An 18,412-nucleotide genomic window follows, 5' to 3' on the forward strand; every position below is an offset into this window, starting at 1 on the left:
TCAATGCTCACGGACGGCAGCCAGTGCGGCGGTCACCTCGGCGTGGGAGGCGGTGCCGGGGGTGAGGCTCGCCGGGCGGTTCACCGCCGAGGCGAGCCTCCGCAGCGCCCGCTCGGGCGGGGTGCTCGGGTGCAGGGGCGCGTCATCGAGCGCAGCGAGCAGGGCCCGGGTACCGGGCGCGAGCACGTGGACCGCACGACCGCGCTCGCGCCGCTGCTGCAGGAGCCCGAGCTGCCCGAGCGCCCGTAGCCGCTGGAGCATCGGAGGCTTCGTCGTGCCGGCCTGCTCGGCGAGTTCCGCCGCGGTGGCGCCGCCGGTCGCGGCGGCGGCGGCATCGAGGGTTCCGCGTACCGAGTTCGGCGCCGCCGGGACAACCCGGGCGGCCAGCGGACCGCGCGGCAGCCCTCGCACGGTGTCGATGGCGGCGGCGACGGCGGTCGTGGTGGCGTGGCCCGGTTGCAGGCGGGTCGGGGTGTCGAGCGCGACGGCGAGGTCGTGCAGAGCCTGCTGGTGGCGGGTCTGCGGCTGCACCGGGACGGCGGCGAGCAGCTGCACGAGCCGCTGCGTCGCCTCGGGCAACCGGTAGGCGAGGTCGCGCGGGTTCGCCCCGGGTCGGGGATCCCTGGCCTGCCACACGTATCCCCACTCGACCAGGGCCTGCAGCCGCAACCGCACGGCGGAGGGCTCCGTCCCCGGTAGGCCCGCGGTGAGCTCGGCGACCGCGAGCCCGTCCGGGTTCCGGGCGAGTACCTCGAGCATCGCGCGCACCGAGTTCGACGGTGCCGGACGGCCGCGGGCGGGCAACGGGCCGTCCGGCACGTCCCGCACGGATTGGAGGATCTCCGCGGTGCGGGCGGTCGACGGTGAGACCGGGTCGAGGCGGTCGGTGCCCGCGAGCCGGAGGGCGAGCAGGGCGAGCGGGCGGCGCTCGTCGTGGTGGGTCTCCGGGCGGTCGAGCTCGGCGAGGAGCCGGAGCGTGGCCGGGGCGAGCCGGTAGCGGTAGCCGCGTGCGCCGCGGCGGGGCTCGCGCTGGACCAGGCCCCAGTCGAGGAACGCCGCCAGCCGCAGCCGCACCGCCGTCCGGTCCACGGCGGTGCGGCGGACGATCTCGGCCTCCGTCCACCCGTCCGGCGCCTCGGCCAGCAGGTCGAGCACCGCCTGCAGCGAACCGGACGGTGCGTGCGGCACCGGCGGCGCTAGTGGCGCCCCGGCCTGCGCGGCGATCGCGTCGACCCCGGCACGCACGCCCTCCCGGGTGACCGACGAGACGACGGTCGTCGGCGCGGAGAGCAGGACGACCAGCTCCTCCACGGTGGCACGGCGGCCGCGGTCCTCGACGGCCGCCGGATCCGCGAGCTGCGTGAGCAGTCGCAGGCCGGCCGCGGTCGGGGTGTGGACGACCTGCGCGGCGCGCCCCGGGCCGTCCCAGTCGATGTCGAGCGCGACCAGGCCCCACCGGCCCAGGTCGGCGAGCCGGCCGACGACCCCTGCCTCGCTGACCTGCTGGGCCCGCGCGACGGCTGCGGCGGTGGCCGGTGCACCGGCGGCGAGGGCGCGCAGCGTGCCCCACAGGGAGTCGACCGGGACCTGGGGTGTCGGATCCCGCTCGAGGACGCCCGCGACGGCGCGCGCCAGCGCCTCGGTCGAGGGCGAGCCGGGCGCCAGGTCGGCGTCGAGCGCCAGCAGCGGGGCGAGCGCCTGCACGGTGGCCCGGCGGTGCGGGTCCGCCACGACGACGGGGGCCGCCAGGTCGCCGAGCAGCAGCCGGGTGACCGCCCGGACCGAGTAGAGCTTGCGGGCGCGAGCACCGCGCCGGGCGTCGAGCAGGCCCCAGTCGGCGAGCACGTGCAGCCGGTGACGGAGTGCAGGCAGCGCCAGGACACCGATGCGCTCGGCGAGGTCCTCGGCACTCACGGGCCCGGCAGCGGCCACCGCCCCGAGCGTGGCCCACACCGAGTCCGGCGCGACGGGCCGGCCCATCGCGGCGAGCGGTCCGCCCGGGACGGCGCGGACCGCGTCCACGGACTCGCGCAGCTCCTCCCGGCGCAGCGCGGCGCGATCGAGCGCCGCGGCCAGCTGCTCCACGGCACTGCGGCGCGCCGGGTCGCCCGCCCGTTCCGGATGTGCCAGCTCGGCCAGCAGCTCCCGGGTGGGCCCGGGCAGGCTGTAGCGGGCGGTGCGACCACCGCCGCGGCGCACCACCAGCCCCGACTCCTGCAGGAGGTGCAACTGCCGCTGGAGCACCTCGTCGGTGAGGCCGGTGACCGCGGCGACCTCCCCGAGGGTGGCCCCGCCGGGTGTCTCCAGGGTGAGGAGCGCGGCGTGCGCGGAGTCGAGGCGCGGTCCGGTGGGTTGCGCGTGCAGGGGACCGTGGCGCATCGCGCGGACCGCGTCGAGCGCGCCGGTGATGCGCTGCACCGATCCTTGGCCAAGCTCTGTGGAGGGTGCGTCCAGCAGCCCGGCAAGCGCGCGCAGCCGCCGTTCACCGTCCTCACCCGGGTGCCCCGCCGCAGCATCCAGCGCGCCGAGGAGCCGCCGCGTGTGCTCGGGCGTGCGGTGGACCGTGCGGCCCGCCCGGGTGCCGCGTTCCACGAGACCCCAGGCGTGCAGCAGCCGCAGCCGCTGGTTCATCGCCACGATCCCCGGCACCGGTGACGTCGCCGCGAGGTCCTCTGCGGCGGTCCCCCGGTCACCCGCTGCGGCGAGCGCGTCCAGCAGGCCGCGGTAGGACGTCATGGGCGCCACCTGCCTGGGCGGGAGGGCACCCGGGGGCATGGACCGCACCGCGGCGACGAGCGCACCGAGCTCGGCCGTCTGCTCGCTGCCCAGCGGCAGCTCCAGCAACCGGGCCAGCTCGTCCAGCACCGCGGCGTAGCGCGGGTCGGGATGGCCGAGCCGGAAGTCGAGGTCGCGCAGCAGGGACCGGGTGGGTTCGGCCAGGCGGTAGAGGTAGCGGCGACGGCCGGCGTCCACGGGGAGCCGGCGCTCCAGCAGCCCCCAGCCGTGCAACAGGGCGACCCGTTGCCCGAGCACCACGTTCGACACGTCCGGGACGAGCCGAGCCAGCTGTCCGACCGACACCTCCCCCGCCTCGGCGAGGACGTCGAGCAGGCGTCGCACCGACCCCTCGCTCCGCCCGGCGAGCGGGTCGGCGGGCAGGGCGCCGGAGGGCAGCTCGCGGATCGCGGCGAGCACGGCGGCGAGGCGCTGCGTCCGTTCGGAGCGGGCGAGCAGCCCGAGCGGCTGGTCGAACCGGTCGCCCAGCTCGTCGAGGAGCACCAGGTAGTGCGGATCCGGCTGGACGGTGCGCACGCCCAGGTCGCGCAGCAGGTTGCGGGTGTGCTCCGGCAACGCGTAGAGGTAGCGGGCCGCCCCCGCGGGTGAGGCCGGGTCCGACCACCGGTCGAGGAGGCCCCACGCGTGCAACGCCCGCAACCGCCGGAACACCGAGATCGTGCTCAGGCCGGGCAGGGCGCGCGCGAGATCGCCGATCGGAACGCCGTCGGGCCGCGACCCGATCAGCTCGAGCAGGTACCGGACCGTCACGCGCACGTGATCGGAGGGCGGGAGCGGGCTCTCCGCGAGCTCGCGCAGGACGTCCAGCACAGCCTCGATGCGCCGCGTGGCGGCGAGTTGGACCTGCAGGCTGACGGGCTGCTCGAGCCACCCGGCGAGGACGCCGAGCACCTCCTGGTAGCGCCGGTCCGGGATCGTCACCCGGTGGTCGAGGTCGTGCAGCAACCGGTGGGTGTGCGCGGGCAGCCGGTACAGCGCCCGCGAGCCCTCGAAGCGCTGCTCGAGCAGGCCCCATGCGGCGAGCCTGCTCAACCGGATCATCACCGCGCGCTGTTGCGGACCCGCCAGGGCTGCCGTCGTGACCTCACCCGCTGCGGCGACGGCGTCGAGCGTCGCGCGCAAGGGCACGGCGATCGTCTCGAGGCCGCGCGCACGGTCCGGGTGCGCGGGGGGCGCCGGATCGAGCAGCCTCGCGATCACGTCCACCAGCTCGTCCATCGCGAACCGGTCGCGTCCCGGGTTGCGGCGCAGCAGCACCGCAGCCCGATGCAGGGCCGCCGCGTCCAGCGGGTCGGCGACGGTATCCGGGTGGCGCAGCGCATCGACGAACCGCAGGCCGAGCTCGGTGAGCTCGTAGGTGAACTTCGTCCGGCTCGGGTGGACGTGGTCCGGCTCGGGCGCCCACCGTGAGCCGCGCGGGACCACGACCAGGTAGCGGTAGTCCCAATCCAGCGCGCGCCGGGTGACGGTCACCAGTCCCGGCGCCAACCGGTGCAGCGCGGCGGCGTCGACGAACTGCCGGTTCGTCCCGAGTGCGACGGCGATCTCGAGGTTGCCCGAGCCCGGTGCCGCCCCGATCACGACCAGCAGGTCCAGGTAGCTCACCACGGGCGGCTCGTAGAGCGGGTCGATCCGCGCGTGCTCCTCGAGGGGGCTCGCCGGGTTCGCCCGCAGCCGCGCCACGGCTCCGGCGAGCGTCGCCAGCGGCGGTCGCGCCCGCCGCTCGCGCATGAGCAGGTCGGCCACGTCGAGGAGGGCGGCGCGGTAGGCGGGGTCGTCGACCCGCGCGGGGTCGGCGAGCACATCGAGGAGTGCGCGGACCGGCTCGCGCAGGACGTAGCTGTCCGCGCCCGTCCCGCGGTGGGTGATCTGGACCAGACCCAGCCGGCCCAGCCTCCGCACCGTGGCCTGCGCCAGGTCACGCGGGACCCCGAGGGCCTCCGCGAGCCCCGCCGCGGTCGCTCCTGGGTCGTCCCGGACGGCCAGCAGCGCGGCCCCGTAGCTGGTGGGCCCGGGTTCCCACAGCCCGCCGCGATCCGCATCGGGGTGCAGCGGGCTGTCGGCGAACCGCCGCAGTCGCGATACGGCGGCGGCGAGCTGCTCCACCACCTCGTCGCCGGTCCCCGGCACCTGCCGCAGCAGCAGGGCGAGCCGGGTGAGCTCGCGCCGGTAGGCCGGGTCCTCGATGTCCGCCTGGTGTGCCAGGTCACCGAGCAGCCTGCGGGCCGGCACCCCTACCCGGTGCACCGGCGACCGCCGCCCGGCCAGCTGCACCAGCCCGGCGCCGCGCAGCGCGTGCAGCGCTGCCGTGGTCTCGGACAGCGGCGTGTCGACGGCGATCCCGGCGGGCGTGGCCGCGAGAGCGTGCAGCGCGTCCAGGTAGGTGGGCGGGGCAGGCGCGACGCCTGCCGACCTGGCCAGCCGGCCCAGGACCCCGGCCACCTGCTCGGCGGTCCGCGCGTCCCACAGGGCAGGGCGGGTCGACAGCGCCATGGCCACGTCGTCCAGGAGCGCGCGTCGTGGTCCGGCGGGCATGCCTGCGCGGGCATCGACCCGCTCCAGCAGCTGCAGCACCCCGTCCACGGGCGCGTAGCCCGGCCCGGCCCGGCCGACGCGGAGCAGCCCCGCCTCCACCAACCGATCCACGACGGCACGGGCCTGGTCGGGCGGTGCGGGCAGGACCGTCGTCCGCAGCTGGGCCAGGCTCACCCCCGGGTTGCTCGCCACGAGCGCGAACAGCGCGCGCAGGGCCGACGCCCGCCCCTCGGGCCGGTCGCGCTGACCGGCCCGCGCGATCTCCGCACGCCGGACGCGCGCGAGGGTCAGCCGGATCGCCGCCGGCGCGAGCTGCTCGTCGTCGCGACGCCCGTGCCCGTCGAGCTGTGCGGTCACGAGCGCGTCGAAGCCCGTGTCCAGGAGCCGGTCCCGCACCAGCTGCCCGATCTCGGCCCGGACGTGCCGGAACGTCACCGTCCACGCCCTGCCGTGCACGTCGACCACGCGCAAGGCGACCAGCTCGGTGCGCATCCGTCCGAGCCCGAGCCGCTCCAGCTCCGCCTGCCAGCCGCCCCACTCCGCCGTGACCGCACCGCCCGGCCGTCCGGCGGGCGCGGCTCCCAGCCGCAGCGCGAACGCCAGAGCCAGCCTGCGGCGCTCGGCCGCGCCCAGCGGCCCGGTCGTGACGGCGCGACCCGCTTCCGGTCGCACCAGCGCGTGCAGCGCCGCAGCCGGTGGCAGCGGCATCGCCTGCACCGCGTCCTCGCGCAGCCCGTCCAGCCGCGCCCGTTCCCGCGCCGCGAGCAGGCCGCGCTGCCCGGCGTCCAGCAGGACCAACCGGGCCAGCACCTCGGCGTCGACGAACACCGCGAGTCGGCCCGGGTCGGCCGGATCCGGGGCGACGAACTCGACCACGGCGAACCGGCCCGGCAGGCCGGCGTTCAGCCCGGGCACGGCGTACAACCGCGGCCCGTACCCGCCCCACGTCCCGGCCGGGTCGGCGAGCCGGTATGCGGGCCCGCCCCGTGCCACCTCCCGCAGCGATCCGCGCAGCTCGGCGAGCAGTCGGACGACCTGCGCGTGCTCGGAGTCGGTCAGGCGCGTCGGCGCACCGCTGCCGCGCAGCACCGCCACCGCCCCGCCCTCGCGGGCCCGCCCCTGGTCGTCGGTCGTCCCGTCGCCGGGGAACCCGATCCCGTGGCGGGCGAACGCCGCCCGTCCGATGGCGGTGACGCCGCGGTTCTCGGCGGCGCTGTTGTCACCGTGGAAGTGCCCGCTGTTGACGTCGAGGTGGATCCCGCCCAGCGCGCCGGCGGCGCTCCGGGTGAACCGTGCCTCCCCTGCGGCGATCACCGGACGCCCGTCGGCCACCACCGGGTGCTTGACGCGCACCTCGCCGAGCACGGCGCTGTGCACGGTGCGCGGCGCCACCCAGAGCGTGCCGTCGCCACGCAGCGCCCAGATCACCGTCTCCTGTCCGAGCATGATCCGCTCGGCGGCGCGGCTCCCGACCGGAGCCGGAGCCACCAGGGCGTGGGTGGCCTCCCGCAGCTCGGTCGCGAACACGGGCGCCGCCCGGTTCTCGAAGCGCGGAGCGCGGGTCAGCATCGCCTGCCAAGCCAGGTCGACAGCCGCGGGCCGGGGCGCGGGCGGGATCGCCCCGGCCGCGTCCAGCAACGGGCCCAGCACCGGCCCGACCAGCACGACGCCGCCGTACCCGGGGTCCGCCGGCAGCAGCGCCACCAGCTGCGAGGGGCCGCCGGTCGCGGCAGGGGTACTGACCAGTCCCGCCCCGGTGGAGCCGTCCCACGCGAGCGCCGCGAGCGCGACACCTGCGCCGTCGGCCATCGGTGCGGCGACCGCGCCGCTCGTGATGACCGCCCCGTGAGTGTCCTGCCAGCGGGTTCCCTCGAGGAAGTGGACCATCACTCGCGTGCGGGGCCGCGCGGCCACGACGACCGGGATCGCACGCCTCGGGAGGGGGGCGAGCTCCAGCGGCGCCATCGGCGCCCGCGCGAGCCCCGGGTGCTCGACCCGCAGCACCACGAGGCCATCGGTCATCGGCAGCGCCGCGAGGACGCGCCGCGACGGGCGCGGCAGGACGGTGCCGTCGAGCAGCAGTGTCTCCCCGGCGAGGTGGAGCCGCACCGCGTGGATCCGGCCCCGCCGCGCACGGCCCCGGCCGCCCGCCTCGCCGAGGTGGGCCAGCACGTAGCCGGCCGGCCCGTCGGTCCACAGCAGCACGCCCGGATCGGCCTGGCCGGGCCGGCCGTCGCCGGACCCGACATCCACGAACCGGTCGAGGACCGCCGGTGTCAGCCCGCCGAGCTCGCGCGCCTGCAACACCGAGCGCCCCGACTCGCCCACGACGCGCACGAACACGGTCGGACCGTCCGTGTCGAGCCCCGGGTCGGACAGCATCGGCAGCGACGGCAGCGGCGCGATCCCGCCCAGCTGCGCCTCCGACAGCTCCGGGCGAGCCAGCCGCGTCAGCCCGTGCCGGAACAGAGCGCGGCGGGTGGCCGCGCTCGGGCCTCCGCCGAGGCGGGCGAGCACCAGCTCCGGATCGCCGAGCACGGCGTCCAGCGCTTCCCGGTCGTCACCGCGCAGCACGGCGAGGACATCGGTGTCGACGTACAACCAGCCGTCGCTGTGCGCCCAGATCCAGGTCTCGCCCCGCACCCCTGCGATCCGCAGGCGCGCGTTGAGGACCTCGATCGCACGTACGCCGTGCGCCCCGTGCCGCGCGAAGTCCGGAGCGGTCATCCCGCCGGTGAGGGATGCGATCTCCGGCGCCCCGGCCGGGATCTCCGCGGCCACGGGGGCGCGGGCGAGCACGGCACCGATCACCGCGGGGAAGCGCGGCGGCAGCTCCCGGCGCGCCCCACCGTATAGCGGTTCGTCGCCACCGGGCAGCAGGACGTCGACGTCGTCGAGCAGGTTCACGCTCGGCTCGGCGGCCACCTGGTCAGCGGCGGTGCGCGCGTCCCGCAGATCCGCGGCGAGCCCCGCGGCGTGCCCGTCGTGCCGCGCACCGCCGTGCTCGCGGCGGACCAGGTGGAGGTCCCGGTCGAGCTCCGCGAGCACCTCCTCCGGTTCGAGCTCACCGAAGCGCCGGGCCCGGTCCGCGAGGTCGAGGAAGAGCGCGTCGGTCACAGCCGCGCCTTGCCGGACCGCCGCGCGGTAGCGCGTCTCGGTGCTCTCGACGAGCCGCAACCACGACCGCAGCGCGGCCACCCGCAACGGATCGTCGAGCTCGTCCGCGGCGGAGTGGATCTGCACGAGCAGCATCCCGAGCTCCCGCAGACCGGCGTCGCTCATGATGCGCTCGAGCTCCGCCTCCACGCGCTCGACGAGCTCGTCGAGCTCCCCGGCGAGCCGTTCGGCCCGCTGCTCCGCGGCCTGCGCAGAGAAGTCGATCGCCGCGGCCACCACCTCGTGGTGGCGCAGGAGCGCGTCGCCGTGGTGCGGGAACTTCCCCGCGATCTTGCGGTCGCTGTGCTCGGCCACCGTCGGGTCCGCGGGGAAGGTCACCCCGTGCCGGGCGAACGCCGACCGCCCGATCGCCAGTACCACCGGGTCGTCCGGGGCCCGGACACCCAGCGTGTAGTGCCCGCTCAACCCGTTGATCCCGAGCCCGACCAGCCGGGCGCCCCGCAGCTGCGCCACCACCTCGCCCGCGGCGAGGACCGGTGCACCCGCTCCCGCGAGCACGGCGTGTGTGGTCGGGCCCCGGCCCAGCCACAGCGATCCGTCGAGGCGTACCACCCAGATCACCGGGCGGGTGGCCTCCAGGAACGGCTCGAGCGACGACGCGAGCAGCGACACCGCCTGCGGGCTGCCGGCGCTCACCGGTGCCGGGTCCGCGCCCGCGACGACCCGCCGGAGCTCCTCCTCCAACGACTCGGGCTTGCGGTTGTCCAGCTCCTCCAGGCCGGGCACGCCCCTGCCCGCGCGCAACCGGGCGATCACCAGCGCGGCAGCGACCGCCGCGGCGTGGTCGTCGTGGTTCGCCGCACCGCGCTCGGCGAGGTGGAAGCGCACCTCGTGGTCGATGACCTCGGCGAGCCATGCCTCATGCAGCCGTCCAGCGGCGACGTGCTCCCGGATCTCGGCCACCATCGCCTCGGTCATGACGACGACGCCGCCCGCTGCCACCTCCACGCGCGGGTCGCGCCAGCCGAAGGCCACCAGGCGTTCCAGGACCTCGATCAGCTCGGCCGGGAGCAGCGGCGCCGCCGCCGCGGTGTCCAGCACGAGCACCGGCGGTCCCCGCGGCATGCCCGGCAACTCGCTCGAAAGCGGCCGGAGGTGCTCGACCAGTGCGGGCAGCAGTTCCACCAGTTGCTGAACCTGGCTCTCGGACATGCCACCGAGCGCGAGCGGCCCGCCCGAACCTCCGGCGCCATCGGAGCCCGGGCCGCCTCGCCACCGCCCGAAGAAGTCACGGAGCTTGCGCCGGCCGCCTCCGGCACCCGACCCGCGCTTGCTCCGGAGGAGGGCCTCGAAGTCGGCGGCGAGCTCCTCGTGGCGCTCGGCCAGCGCCGCGAGCCGGCCCGCCACGGCCTCGCTCGCCAGCAGGTCGGACACCACGAGCAGCTGACGTGCGGCGTGGTCGGCGTCGCTCCGGCCGTGCCCGTCGGCGAACGTCGCACGGGCCTTCAGCCGGTCCAGGTCGCGTCCCAGGGACCCGAGCTCGAGAGCGATCCGCTCCGCCGCGACCCCGAGGTGCCACAGGTCGTCGCTGCGGACCTGCAACGCCGCCACCTGCGCGGCCAGGTCGCGGAACCGGGCGCTCTGCGGCGCGTGCACCAGCAGCGTCTGCACCTGCAACAGGTGCGCGCCGTCCTTGCGCAGCAGGTCCAGGTATCCGGGTTCACGGACGTCGGATCCGGTGCGCAACCGGTCCGCGAGCCCGTCGAGAGACTCCTGCACCTCCCGCAGCGCGTCCTCGATCCCCCCGGGCTCCCACGTCCCGAGCTCGGTCCAGTGCTCGGATGTCGGAACCGGGACCGCTTCTGCAGTGGTGATCTTCGCATCGAACTGGGAGTTCAGCTCCGGCCCCGGACCCATCACCTCGCCGTGGGTCCCGACCGACACGGTCATCGCCACCCGGCCGGTGGCGTCGAACGCCGGCGCCCCCGACACCCCGGCCACGAGCATGGCGAGCACGGTGACCATCCCGTCCCTCACCGCGATCACCGGTCCCTGGGTGACCGTGAACACGCCTGCCGGGTAGCCGATGACGGTCAGCAGATCTCCCGGTTCGACCGGCTCGCCGCGCAGCGCAGCGATCTCCCCGCGCACCGGCACGCGCGCCTCCGCGAGGTCCACGGTCTGGTCGACGAGCCCGGCCCCCATCTCGACGTGGCGCCGCTGCCCCCGCCGCGCTGCCGCGGGGTCGGCGTAGGCCTCGAAGGGGACCGTGCGCACGTGTGAGACCGGCTCGTCACCGATGCTGTGCTCGGCGGTGACCGTCTCCGCCTGGTGGACCGTGAACCGCACCCGCCCCGTGGTGGAGCCCTGCTCGGGCGTGCCGGCCTCGACGGCGTAAGCGGTGCCCAGGCTCTGGCCGATCTCACCGCGCTCCTCGAGGACGCTGCGCCGGGCTTCGGCGGCCCGGTCCGGGTGTTCCAGCAGCCCGCCCGGGGCCCCCTCGGGCACGGGGTAGAAGCCCACGACCCGGTGCCGGCCCGGCGACGACTCGTTCGTCACCAGCTCCAGCTCCCGGGTCTGCGCGCCCCCGTGCCACGGCATCGTCGCCACGGGCTCGTCGAACCGCACCCGCGTCACCCGCACGAGCACGGTCACGCCGTCCGCCACCGGCACCGGCACCGGCGCCGGCGCCGGCGCCGGCGCCGGCACCACGGTGTCCCGCACCGCGACCGGTGCCGCCAGGGCGGCACGCGCGAGCAGATCCAGCGCCCCGGCCGGTCGCTCCGCCGCCGACCCCGCCGGCAGCCACGGGGCGGTCACCGCGACCAGCCGGTTCAACCCGCTCGCCGCCGGGGCGTCCTCGAACGAGGACCCGTGGTCGCCGGGTTGGTGGACCTCGAGCGTGCCGTCCCGAACGGCGAGCGCCCAGATCGGGGCATCGTCGGTGTCGCGGACCGGGACGAACGCGAATCCCTCGAGGCCCTCCAAGCCGGTGTCGGTGCGGAGCTGGTCATCGGTCAGGTCGACGCCGAGGACACGAGCAGCGGCGAGGCGCCGGCCCAACCGGCTCGCCCGCTCGTCGCCGGCGTCGAGGAGCCTGCGCAGGTCGGTCAGGAAGTCGCGACGCACCCGGCCGTGGACCTCGTGCGCCACGAGCTCCTCGAGCATCGCCTCGGTGATGACCACGACACCGCGCTCGTGCCAGCCGAAGGCCAGCACGTCGGTCCACGCCCGCCGCTCGGCGGGTGACATCGCTGAACGCCACCCCTCCTCGGAGAGCACCCACACCGGGGCGAGGCCGTCCCGGGGCCGCCCGCCTTGCCCGTCCATCTCGGCGTCGTACAACGCGCCCTGGCGTTCGAGCTCCGGGAGCGTACGTTCGATCTCGCTGCGCAACGACGGCGAGGGCGCTCCGTCGTCGAGGCCGACCACCCGGTTGCGGGACCCGCGCCCGCCCGGTCGCCCCGGGTCGCCGGGACCGGGACCGCGGCGCGGCGCACCGTGGCTCCGGGTCGCGGCCGGCGGTCTGACCACCGCCGGTCCCACGCCGGCCCCGGGCAGGGCCGTCGTGACCAGCGCGACGACCAGTGCCACGGCCGCGGCGACGGCGCGGACCGGTGCCCGGTTGCGCCCGTGCATCACCGCGTTCTGGGCGGTCGTCGTACGGGCGCCGATCCGCTCGCGCACCTGCGTGAACACGGCGGTGACCAGGCCGGACGCCGCGCGACGGAGCCGGTGTGGCTGCCCGGGCCCGGAGCCGGGGCGCTGGGGCCGGGCCGCAGGTCCGACGCTCTCCAACGCGCTGATCAGGTACGCGTGCTCGTCCTCGGTGAGCTCGACCGACGCTCGCCGCGCTGCGCGGGCGGCGAGGCGCCGGTCGCTCCCCCACCGCGGGGTCCACCCCGTCTCGAGGAACAGCGCCCGTGCCGAGCCGATGTCGTTCAGACCTCGGGCGGACAGCTTCGCCCCGATCGTGCCCGCGGTGGCTCCGTCGACGCCGGCATCTTCGAGCGCCGCGCGCAGCTCGTCCAGGGTCCCCACCCGCAGCGTGGCGATGAGGTGGGCCGCCACGGCCGGAATGACGACGACCGGGATCACCAACAGGGCCAGCCGCAGGTTCCCGGCCGCGACGAGGTCGCCGTAGGGGAGCCCGGCCGCGACGCGGTCGCCGACCAGCGTGGAGTAGTCGCCCAGCAGGGCGGCGGAGACCGCGACGCCCAGCGCGATCGTGGCGGCCTTCGCGGTGTTGTTGAACGAGGCCCCGGTCGCGCCCTCCACCCACCGGTTCAACGGCATTCGCGCCCAGGAGGACAGGACACCGCCCACGGTCAGCAGCGCTCCGAACGGCCACAGCCCCGGGGCGAGCAGGAGCCAGACCGCCGGGGCCGCGAGCACGACCGGCAGCAGCGTGACCCCGCGGAGCACCCGGGCCTCGCTGACCGGCGCAGCCGGCACGTCCCGGCCCAGCATCGCGGCGATCGCCCCGCGGCTGCCCAGGAGGACCTTGAGCCGGACCCAGGCCGGCCCGGTGAGCATGGTCGCCACCCCGCGCACCGTGATCAACACGCTGACCGCGAGCGCCGTGGTCGCGAACACCGCGTGCGTCGGGTCGTTGAGCAGCACCAGCTGGTCGACCATCGTCCCGCCGAGGGCGGTGGCGTACAGCCCGGTCAGGGCTGTGAGCAGCGGAATCGACAGCAGCGCCCGTGCCGGCCCGTGCGGCGTGCCGGCCAGCTGCCGCACGCCTCCCACGATCGACGACCACACCGACGGCGGAGCCCGCGGCTGCGCTCCCCTGCCCTCACCGCGCATCAGCACCCACACGGCCAGCGTCAACGCCGCGGCCAGCACCGACAGCGCGAGCATCGTGGCCTGGATCCCGACCACGGCCATGCCCTGCCCGATCGCCACCGGCAACACGAACTGCGCGGCCTTGAAGGCGGTCTCGTAACGCGCGTCCCGGGCGTCCTTGAGCTCCCGCGCCACCGGGTGGTAGCGGTCCATCCGTCCGCGCACCAGGCCGCCGGCCGTGCCCATCGCACCCACCACGAACACCAGCGGCATGAACAGCACCGCTGCCGTCGACGATCCGAGCGCCACCAGCGCCGCCGAGCCCGCGAGCCCCATGACGAGCACCGGCACCATGTTCTTGATCAGCCGGTCGCCCAGCAGGCCGGCCGCGAGCCCGACGCCCGCGGACGCGGACGTGCTCGCCGCTGACTGCCCGAGCACCCAGGACGGCGACCGGTCGTAGTTCTCGGCGAACGCCGTCGAGGAGATCCCGGGCGCGCCCGCCGCCTGACCGGGGAAGGCCCCCATCAACCCGGCCAGCGGGGCGATGAACCGCGCCCGACCGAGCACGGCCACCTCCCGGGCCCGCGCCACCTGCCGGCGCGGGTACCCGGCGGCAGCGGCCGCGTCGGACGCCGCGAGCGCCGATGCCCGCTCGGCCTCCTGCGCGGCGGACATGACCCGTTCCAACTCCCGGACCTCGCCCGACAGGCGAGCAGGCAGCCGGTACGGACCGACGTCGCGCAGGCGCGGCGGCACCCTGCGCAGCAGCCTCGTGTGCACGCGCTCGGCCCGCAGCAGCTGCCGGCGCGCCACCGCCCGCGCAGCGGCCCGACCCAGATCACGAGGGGCCGAATCCGCCGCACGATCGGCCGCGAGGAAGCGCCTGAGCGCCTCCCCCCGTGCTCGACCCGCAGCGACCAAGCGATCCGTCATACCCTCGACCGCCGCGGGCAGGCCCCGCATCTCGCGCAGCTCCGCGGCCGTCCCGTCGATCTTCCGGCTCACCCTCCGCACCGGCGCGAACAGTCGCTTCACCCCGGCGCGGTCGCCATGCGCGCGTCGCGGCAGCCCGGACAACGGCCCGGTCCGCGCCTCGGCCCGGTCCCAGATCGCCTCGCGCAGCACCTCGCGCACGGCCGCGGCCACCTCGACGGACGAACGCCGGGAGAGGTCATCGTCACCGACGACTGCCGCGAGGTCCCGCGCCATCGCCGCCCGCAGGGTCGCCGGCGCCGCCTCCCACAGCTGCCCGAACACCTCGCCCGCAGCGAGCACCTGCCCCTGCGGGGCGCGTTCGATCCGGAACAGACCGGCGTCGACGAACTCTCCGAGCGCCGCCAGCTCGGCCGACAGCAGGGCGAGCCCCGGGCCCTCACCACGGCGCCCCGGCACGCCCGGCAGCTCGCCCAACGCCCGCTGAAGCACCTGCAGTGGCGCAACACCCGTCTCTCCGGGGACGCCGAGCGGCCCGGCGGACGCGATCGCGTCCCACGCGGTCTCCCTCGCCGCCCACGCCCGCTTCCGCTTGACCGAGGCGCGCCAGCGCAGCGACGCCACGGCAACGGCCGCCGCCACCCCCGCAACGACCCACATCACGAGACCGCCGCCCGCCGTCGGGGCACCCGCCGCGGAGGTCACCGCAGCAGCCGGTGCGGCGAGCCCGACCAGAACACCGATCGCGGCCCCGCCGGCCACCACCACGGCCCGCAGGACCAGGCGCGACAGCGATCGCCGCAGAGCTGTGGCCATCCGCCCGGCATCCGAGTCAGCGCTCGCCGCGCCTGGCCGCCCGGTCGGGTCGGCCTCGGCACGGCCGGCTCCGACGGCCGGTACGTTCAGCGGCCGCGCCAGGACCTGCTGTACCACGGCTTCGTCCAGCGAGGCCTTCGTCCTCCCGCCCCCCGTCAGCCTTCGGTGGATCGACCGGTTCTCGACCTCGTGCGCGCGCGTGTCGTGCGCGCCCCACCGCACCCCCTTGCCCTCCAGGTCGAAGTGGCCTCGCTCGTGCTCGACCACATCGGCGAGCAGCCCTGCGTCCCGTTCGATCTCCGCCAACCGGTGCTCCAGCACCGTGATCACGCCGATGACCTCGCCGGTCCGAACGTCCCGGTCGCTGAACCCGAACGCGATCAGTCGCTCGGCGAGGTCGACCGCACGTGCCGGCGCGACCTCGAGCTCCTGCAGCTCTCGGATCAGCTGCTCCCCGCGGGGGACGAAGAAGTCCTCCTGGGGACGCAGGCCCGCGCTCACGGGGCCCCGGCTCAGCGGCGGGCGGCCCGCACGCAGCCTCGCCGCCACCGCGCGCCGCCACATCGACACCAGCGCCGTACGGACCAGCGCCGTCTCCTCCCTTGTGAGAGAAGGCCCCTTGGCCAGCGCGCCGCCGTCCAGCTCACCCGACCCGTCCCCGTCGCCCGACGTCCTGAGGCCGCGCGCCCACTGCCGGACGGCGACGAACAGGTCGCGCCACATCGTCGAGGCGTCGTTGACGAAGATCGGCGTGTCCCACGTGATCTCGACGTCGTCGGGGTCCGCTGCGCGCTGCAGCAGATCGCGGCGGCGGTGGTTGCCCTGCAACACCACGCCGGGTGCGAGGGGGTGCGTCGCCATGAACTGCCCGTCGGCCGGTGTGAAGACCGCCCGCAGCAGATCGGACGCGGAACGCCCCGACGCCCTCTCGACCCTGGCGGACCGGGGCGGGTTCCCCGCTCGCAGGTCCGCCAGATCGGCGACCTTCGCGTTCGCCCTGGGACGGCGGCCCTCCAGCCGCCAGACCAGGAAGCGGTTGCCGAGCCAAGCCAGCGGGACCGCGAGCAGCCGGCGCGTCTGCCAGACCAGCGTGGACAACCCGGCCACCGCGGCACCGCCGGTCCAGCGGTGGATCGCTGTGCGGGGCGCGGTGCTGCCACCCAGGTGCGGGGTGAGCCGGTGCAGCACCCACAACGCGGTGGCCGCGGCCCATCCGGAGATCGCGGTGACGGTGGTCGCCGCGGCCGGATCGAGCGCGAGGACGAGGCCGACTCCCGCCCCGACCAGCACCAGCCCGGACCCCACCGCCACGAACGACGACCGGGCACCGGGCCGGCCCGCAGGAGGGCTGTGGGTCAGCCGGGCCCGCCACTGCTCGAACCGCGACACCCCGAGCATCGCACCGACGACGAGGCCCGACAGCGCGACCGCCGTCACCACCAGCGGCCACTGCCGCGGCCACAACGCCAGCACTCCCCAGAGCACCAGGCTCACGTTGCCCGCCGCCCCCATCACCCGCAGGTAGGTGCCCCCGAACCGGCCCGGCCGCGTCGCCTCCACGATGCCCAGCACGCTGTTGTAGGCGAACGCCACCGTGAGCACCACCGTGGCCGCCAGCATCACCGGGTCGTACGCCACCCACCCGTTCTGGAACATGAGCAGCGCGTTGCCGACGTTCGAGGTGATCGGGAACGCCACCCAGGTCACCAACCACCCCGTGCTCCGGTTGAGCCGCTCCCCGAGGCGGCGCACCCGGAGAGCGGTCGCGGTGACGACCGAGAGCCCGAACATCGCGACGGTCGCCGTGTACAGGCCCGACGTCCAGGCGTCGAGACCGGACCCGGAGGACGCCGTGGCCGGGACCAGCGACAGCAGGTTCACCACGAACGAGCCCAGCAGCGGCACCGCCACGAGCACGCCCAGCCACCCGCCCAGTGGCGACAGCAGGTTCAGCCCGCCGCGCAGCGCGAACGCGGCGTTGCTCGCCTGGTCGGGGAACAGCTGCTCCGCGGCCGCCACCGGAACCGCGACGGCCAGACCTGCCACACCGAGCAGCACCACCCGTACGAGCTGCTGGGAGGGCGGGCCGCCGAACCCGATCGGCGCCGCCCACGTCCCGGCCCCGACGAGCAACGCGCTGAGCGCGATGAGGGCGCCGCGAGCCACGTCCGGCGCGGACGCCGCCGAGTGCACCACCCAGACGCCGGCTCCGAGCGCGAGCATCGAGCCGACCTGCAGGACCAGGTGGGGCAGGAGGCGGGCGAGGTTCGCCGCCCGCCACCGCTCCGCCGCCAGCTGCAGGTACGCGTGCACGAAATCCGCTGCCGTGAGACCGGTCGCGCGCGGCGACACGTGCGGCGACCACGCGAACCGCAGCGCCGAGCCGGCTTCCAGCCACGCCGCCCGCAAGCTGCGGGCCCCGTTGCGCAGCAGAGCGCGCCAACGTCCGATCCTGATCAGCCGGTCCAGGTTTCGGGACACCACCACGCCCGCCGTCAGCACGGCCACCGCCCCGGCGGCGACCACCGCGGCCAACGGACCCGCGGTGACGGCGAACAGGCCCACCAACGCTGCGGCGCCGAGCGCCACCGCGGTCCGGACCTCGACCGCGCCGGTGTCGCCGCGCGCCCGGGTGGTACCCGTACCCGTGCCCGCGGGCCGGGTGCCGCCTTCGCGGGAGCTGGACCCCGGCGCGGCCGGGCTGATCGTCGACCCGTCCGACCCGCTGCCGGTTCCCGGGCCGTGGACGGGGATGACCACGGCGGTCCGGTCGTCGAGGGAGCCGGCCGCCGCCGCGGCATCGACCAACCGGCGGGCGCCCGAGGCCGGGTCGTGCATGGCCGCGGGCACATCGAGCACGGCGGCGAGGTCCTCGGGCCGGCGGAAGGGATCGGACACCCCGTCGGTGACCAGCACCAGCAGGGCGGGACCGGCGACGGTGACCGTCGTGGTCGCCGCCGCGGGCGCGGGGTTCTGGCCGAGCACCCGGGTGGCCACCGAGGTCGGGTCCCACGCCACCTGGGTCTCGGCGCTGTGGCGGGTGGCGAGGTTGTCGTCGGAGGTCAGCTGCCGCACGGTCCCGTCGGCGTGGACCAGGTAGGCCCGGCTGTCCCCCACCCCGATCAGCACGATCCGGGCGCCGTGACCGGCCTGGGGCTCGACCACGGCGGCGAGGAAGGTGGTGGTCTCCGCGGTGACCGCACCCGAAAGCGGTGTGGTCGCGGCGGCCGCGGCGTCGAACGCCGCTCGGGCGACGTCTTCCTGGGCGCCCGAGCGTGGCTGGTGGGCCGCGGCGGCGAAACCGGCCTCGGCCGCCCGGTGCGCGGCCGAACCGCCGGCGTGCGCGCTCCCCTGCTGGTCGGCGAGCACACCGAGCACCCGGCCCCGCGCGGTACCCGCCCGCCACGTGTCGCCGTTGCGC

Annotated in this window: 1 protein-coding gene (running past one end of the window); it reads right to left on the minus strand. The window is 76.2% G+C overall.

Annotation, left to right across the window (positions count from 1 at the left end):
* Positions 1-18,412, minus strand: the final stretch of a protein-coding gene (locus CFP66_RS07935; protein WP_143517167.1) for a DUF4781 domain-containing protein. 19,472 nt of this gene lie beyond the right edge of the window; 18,412 of the gene's 37,884 nt are visible here — the last part of the coding sequence; its start codon lies off the right edge, out of view; its stop codon occupies positions 1-3.

The organism is Pseudonocardia sp. MH-G8, from assembly GCF_002262885.1.
Lineage (GTDB): Bacteria > Actinomycetota > Actinomycetes > Mycobacteriales > Pseudonocardiaceae > Pseudonocardia.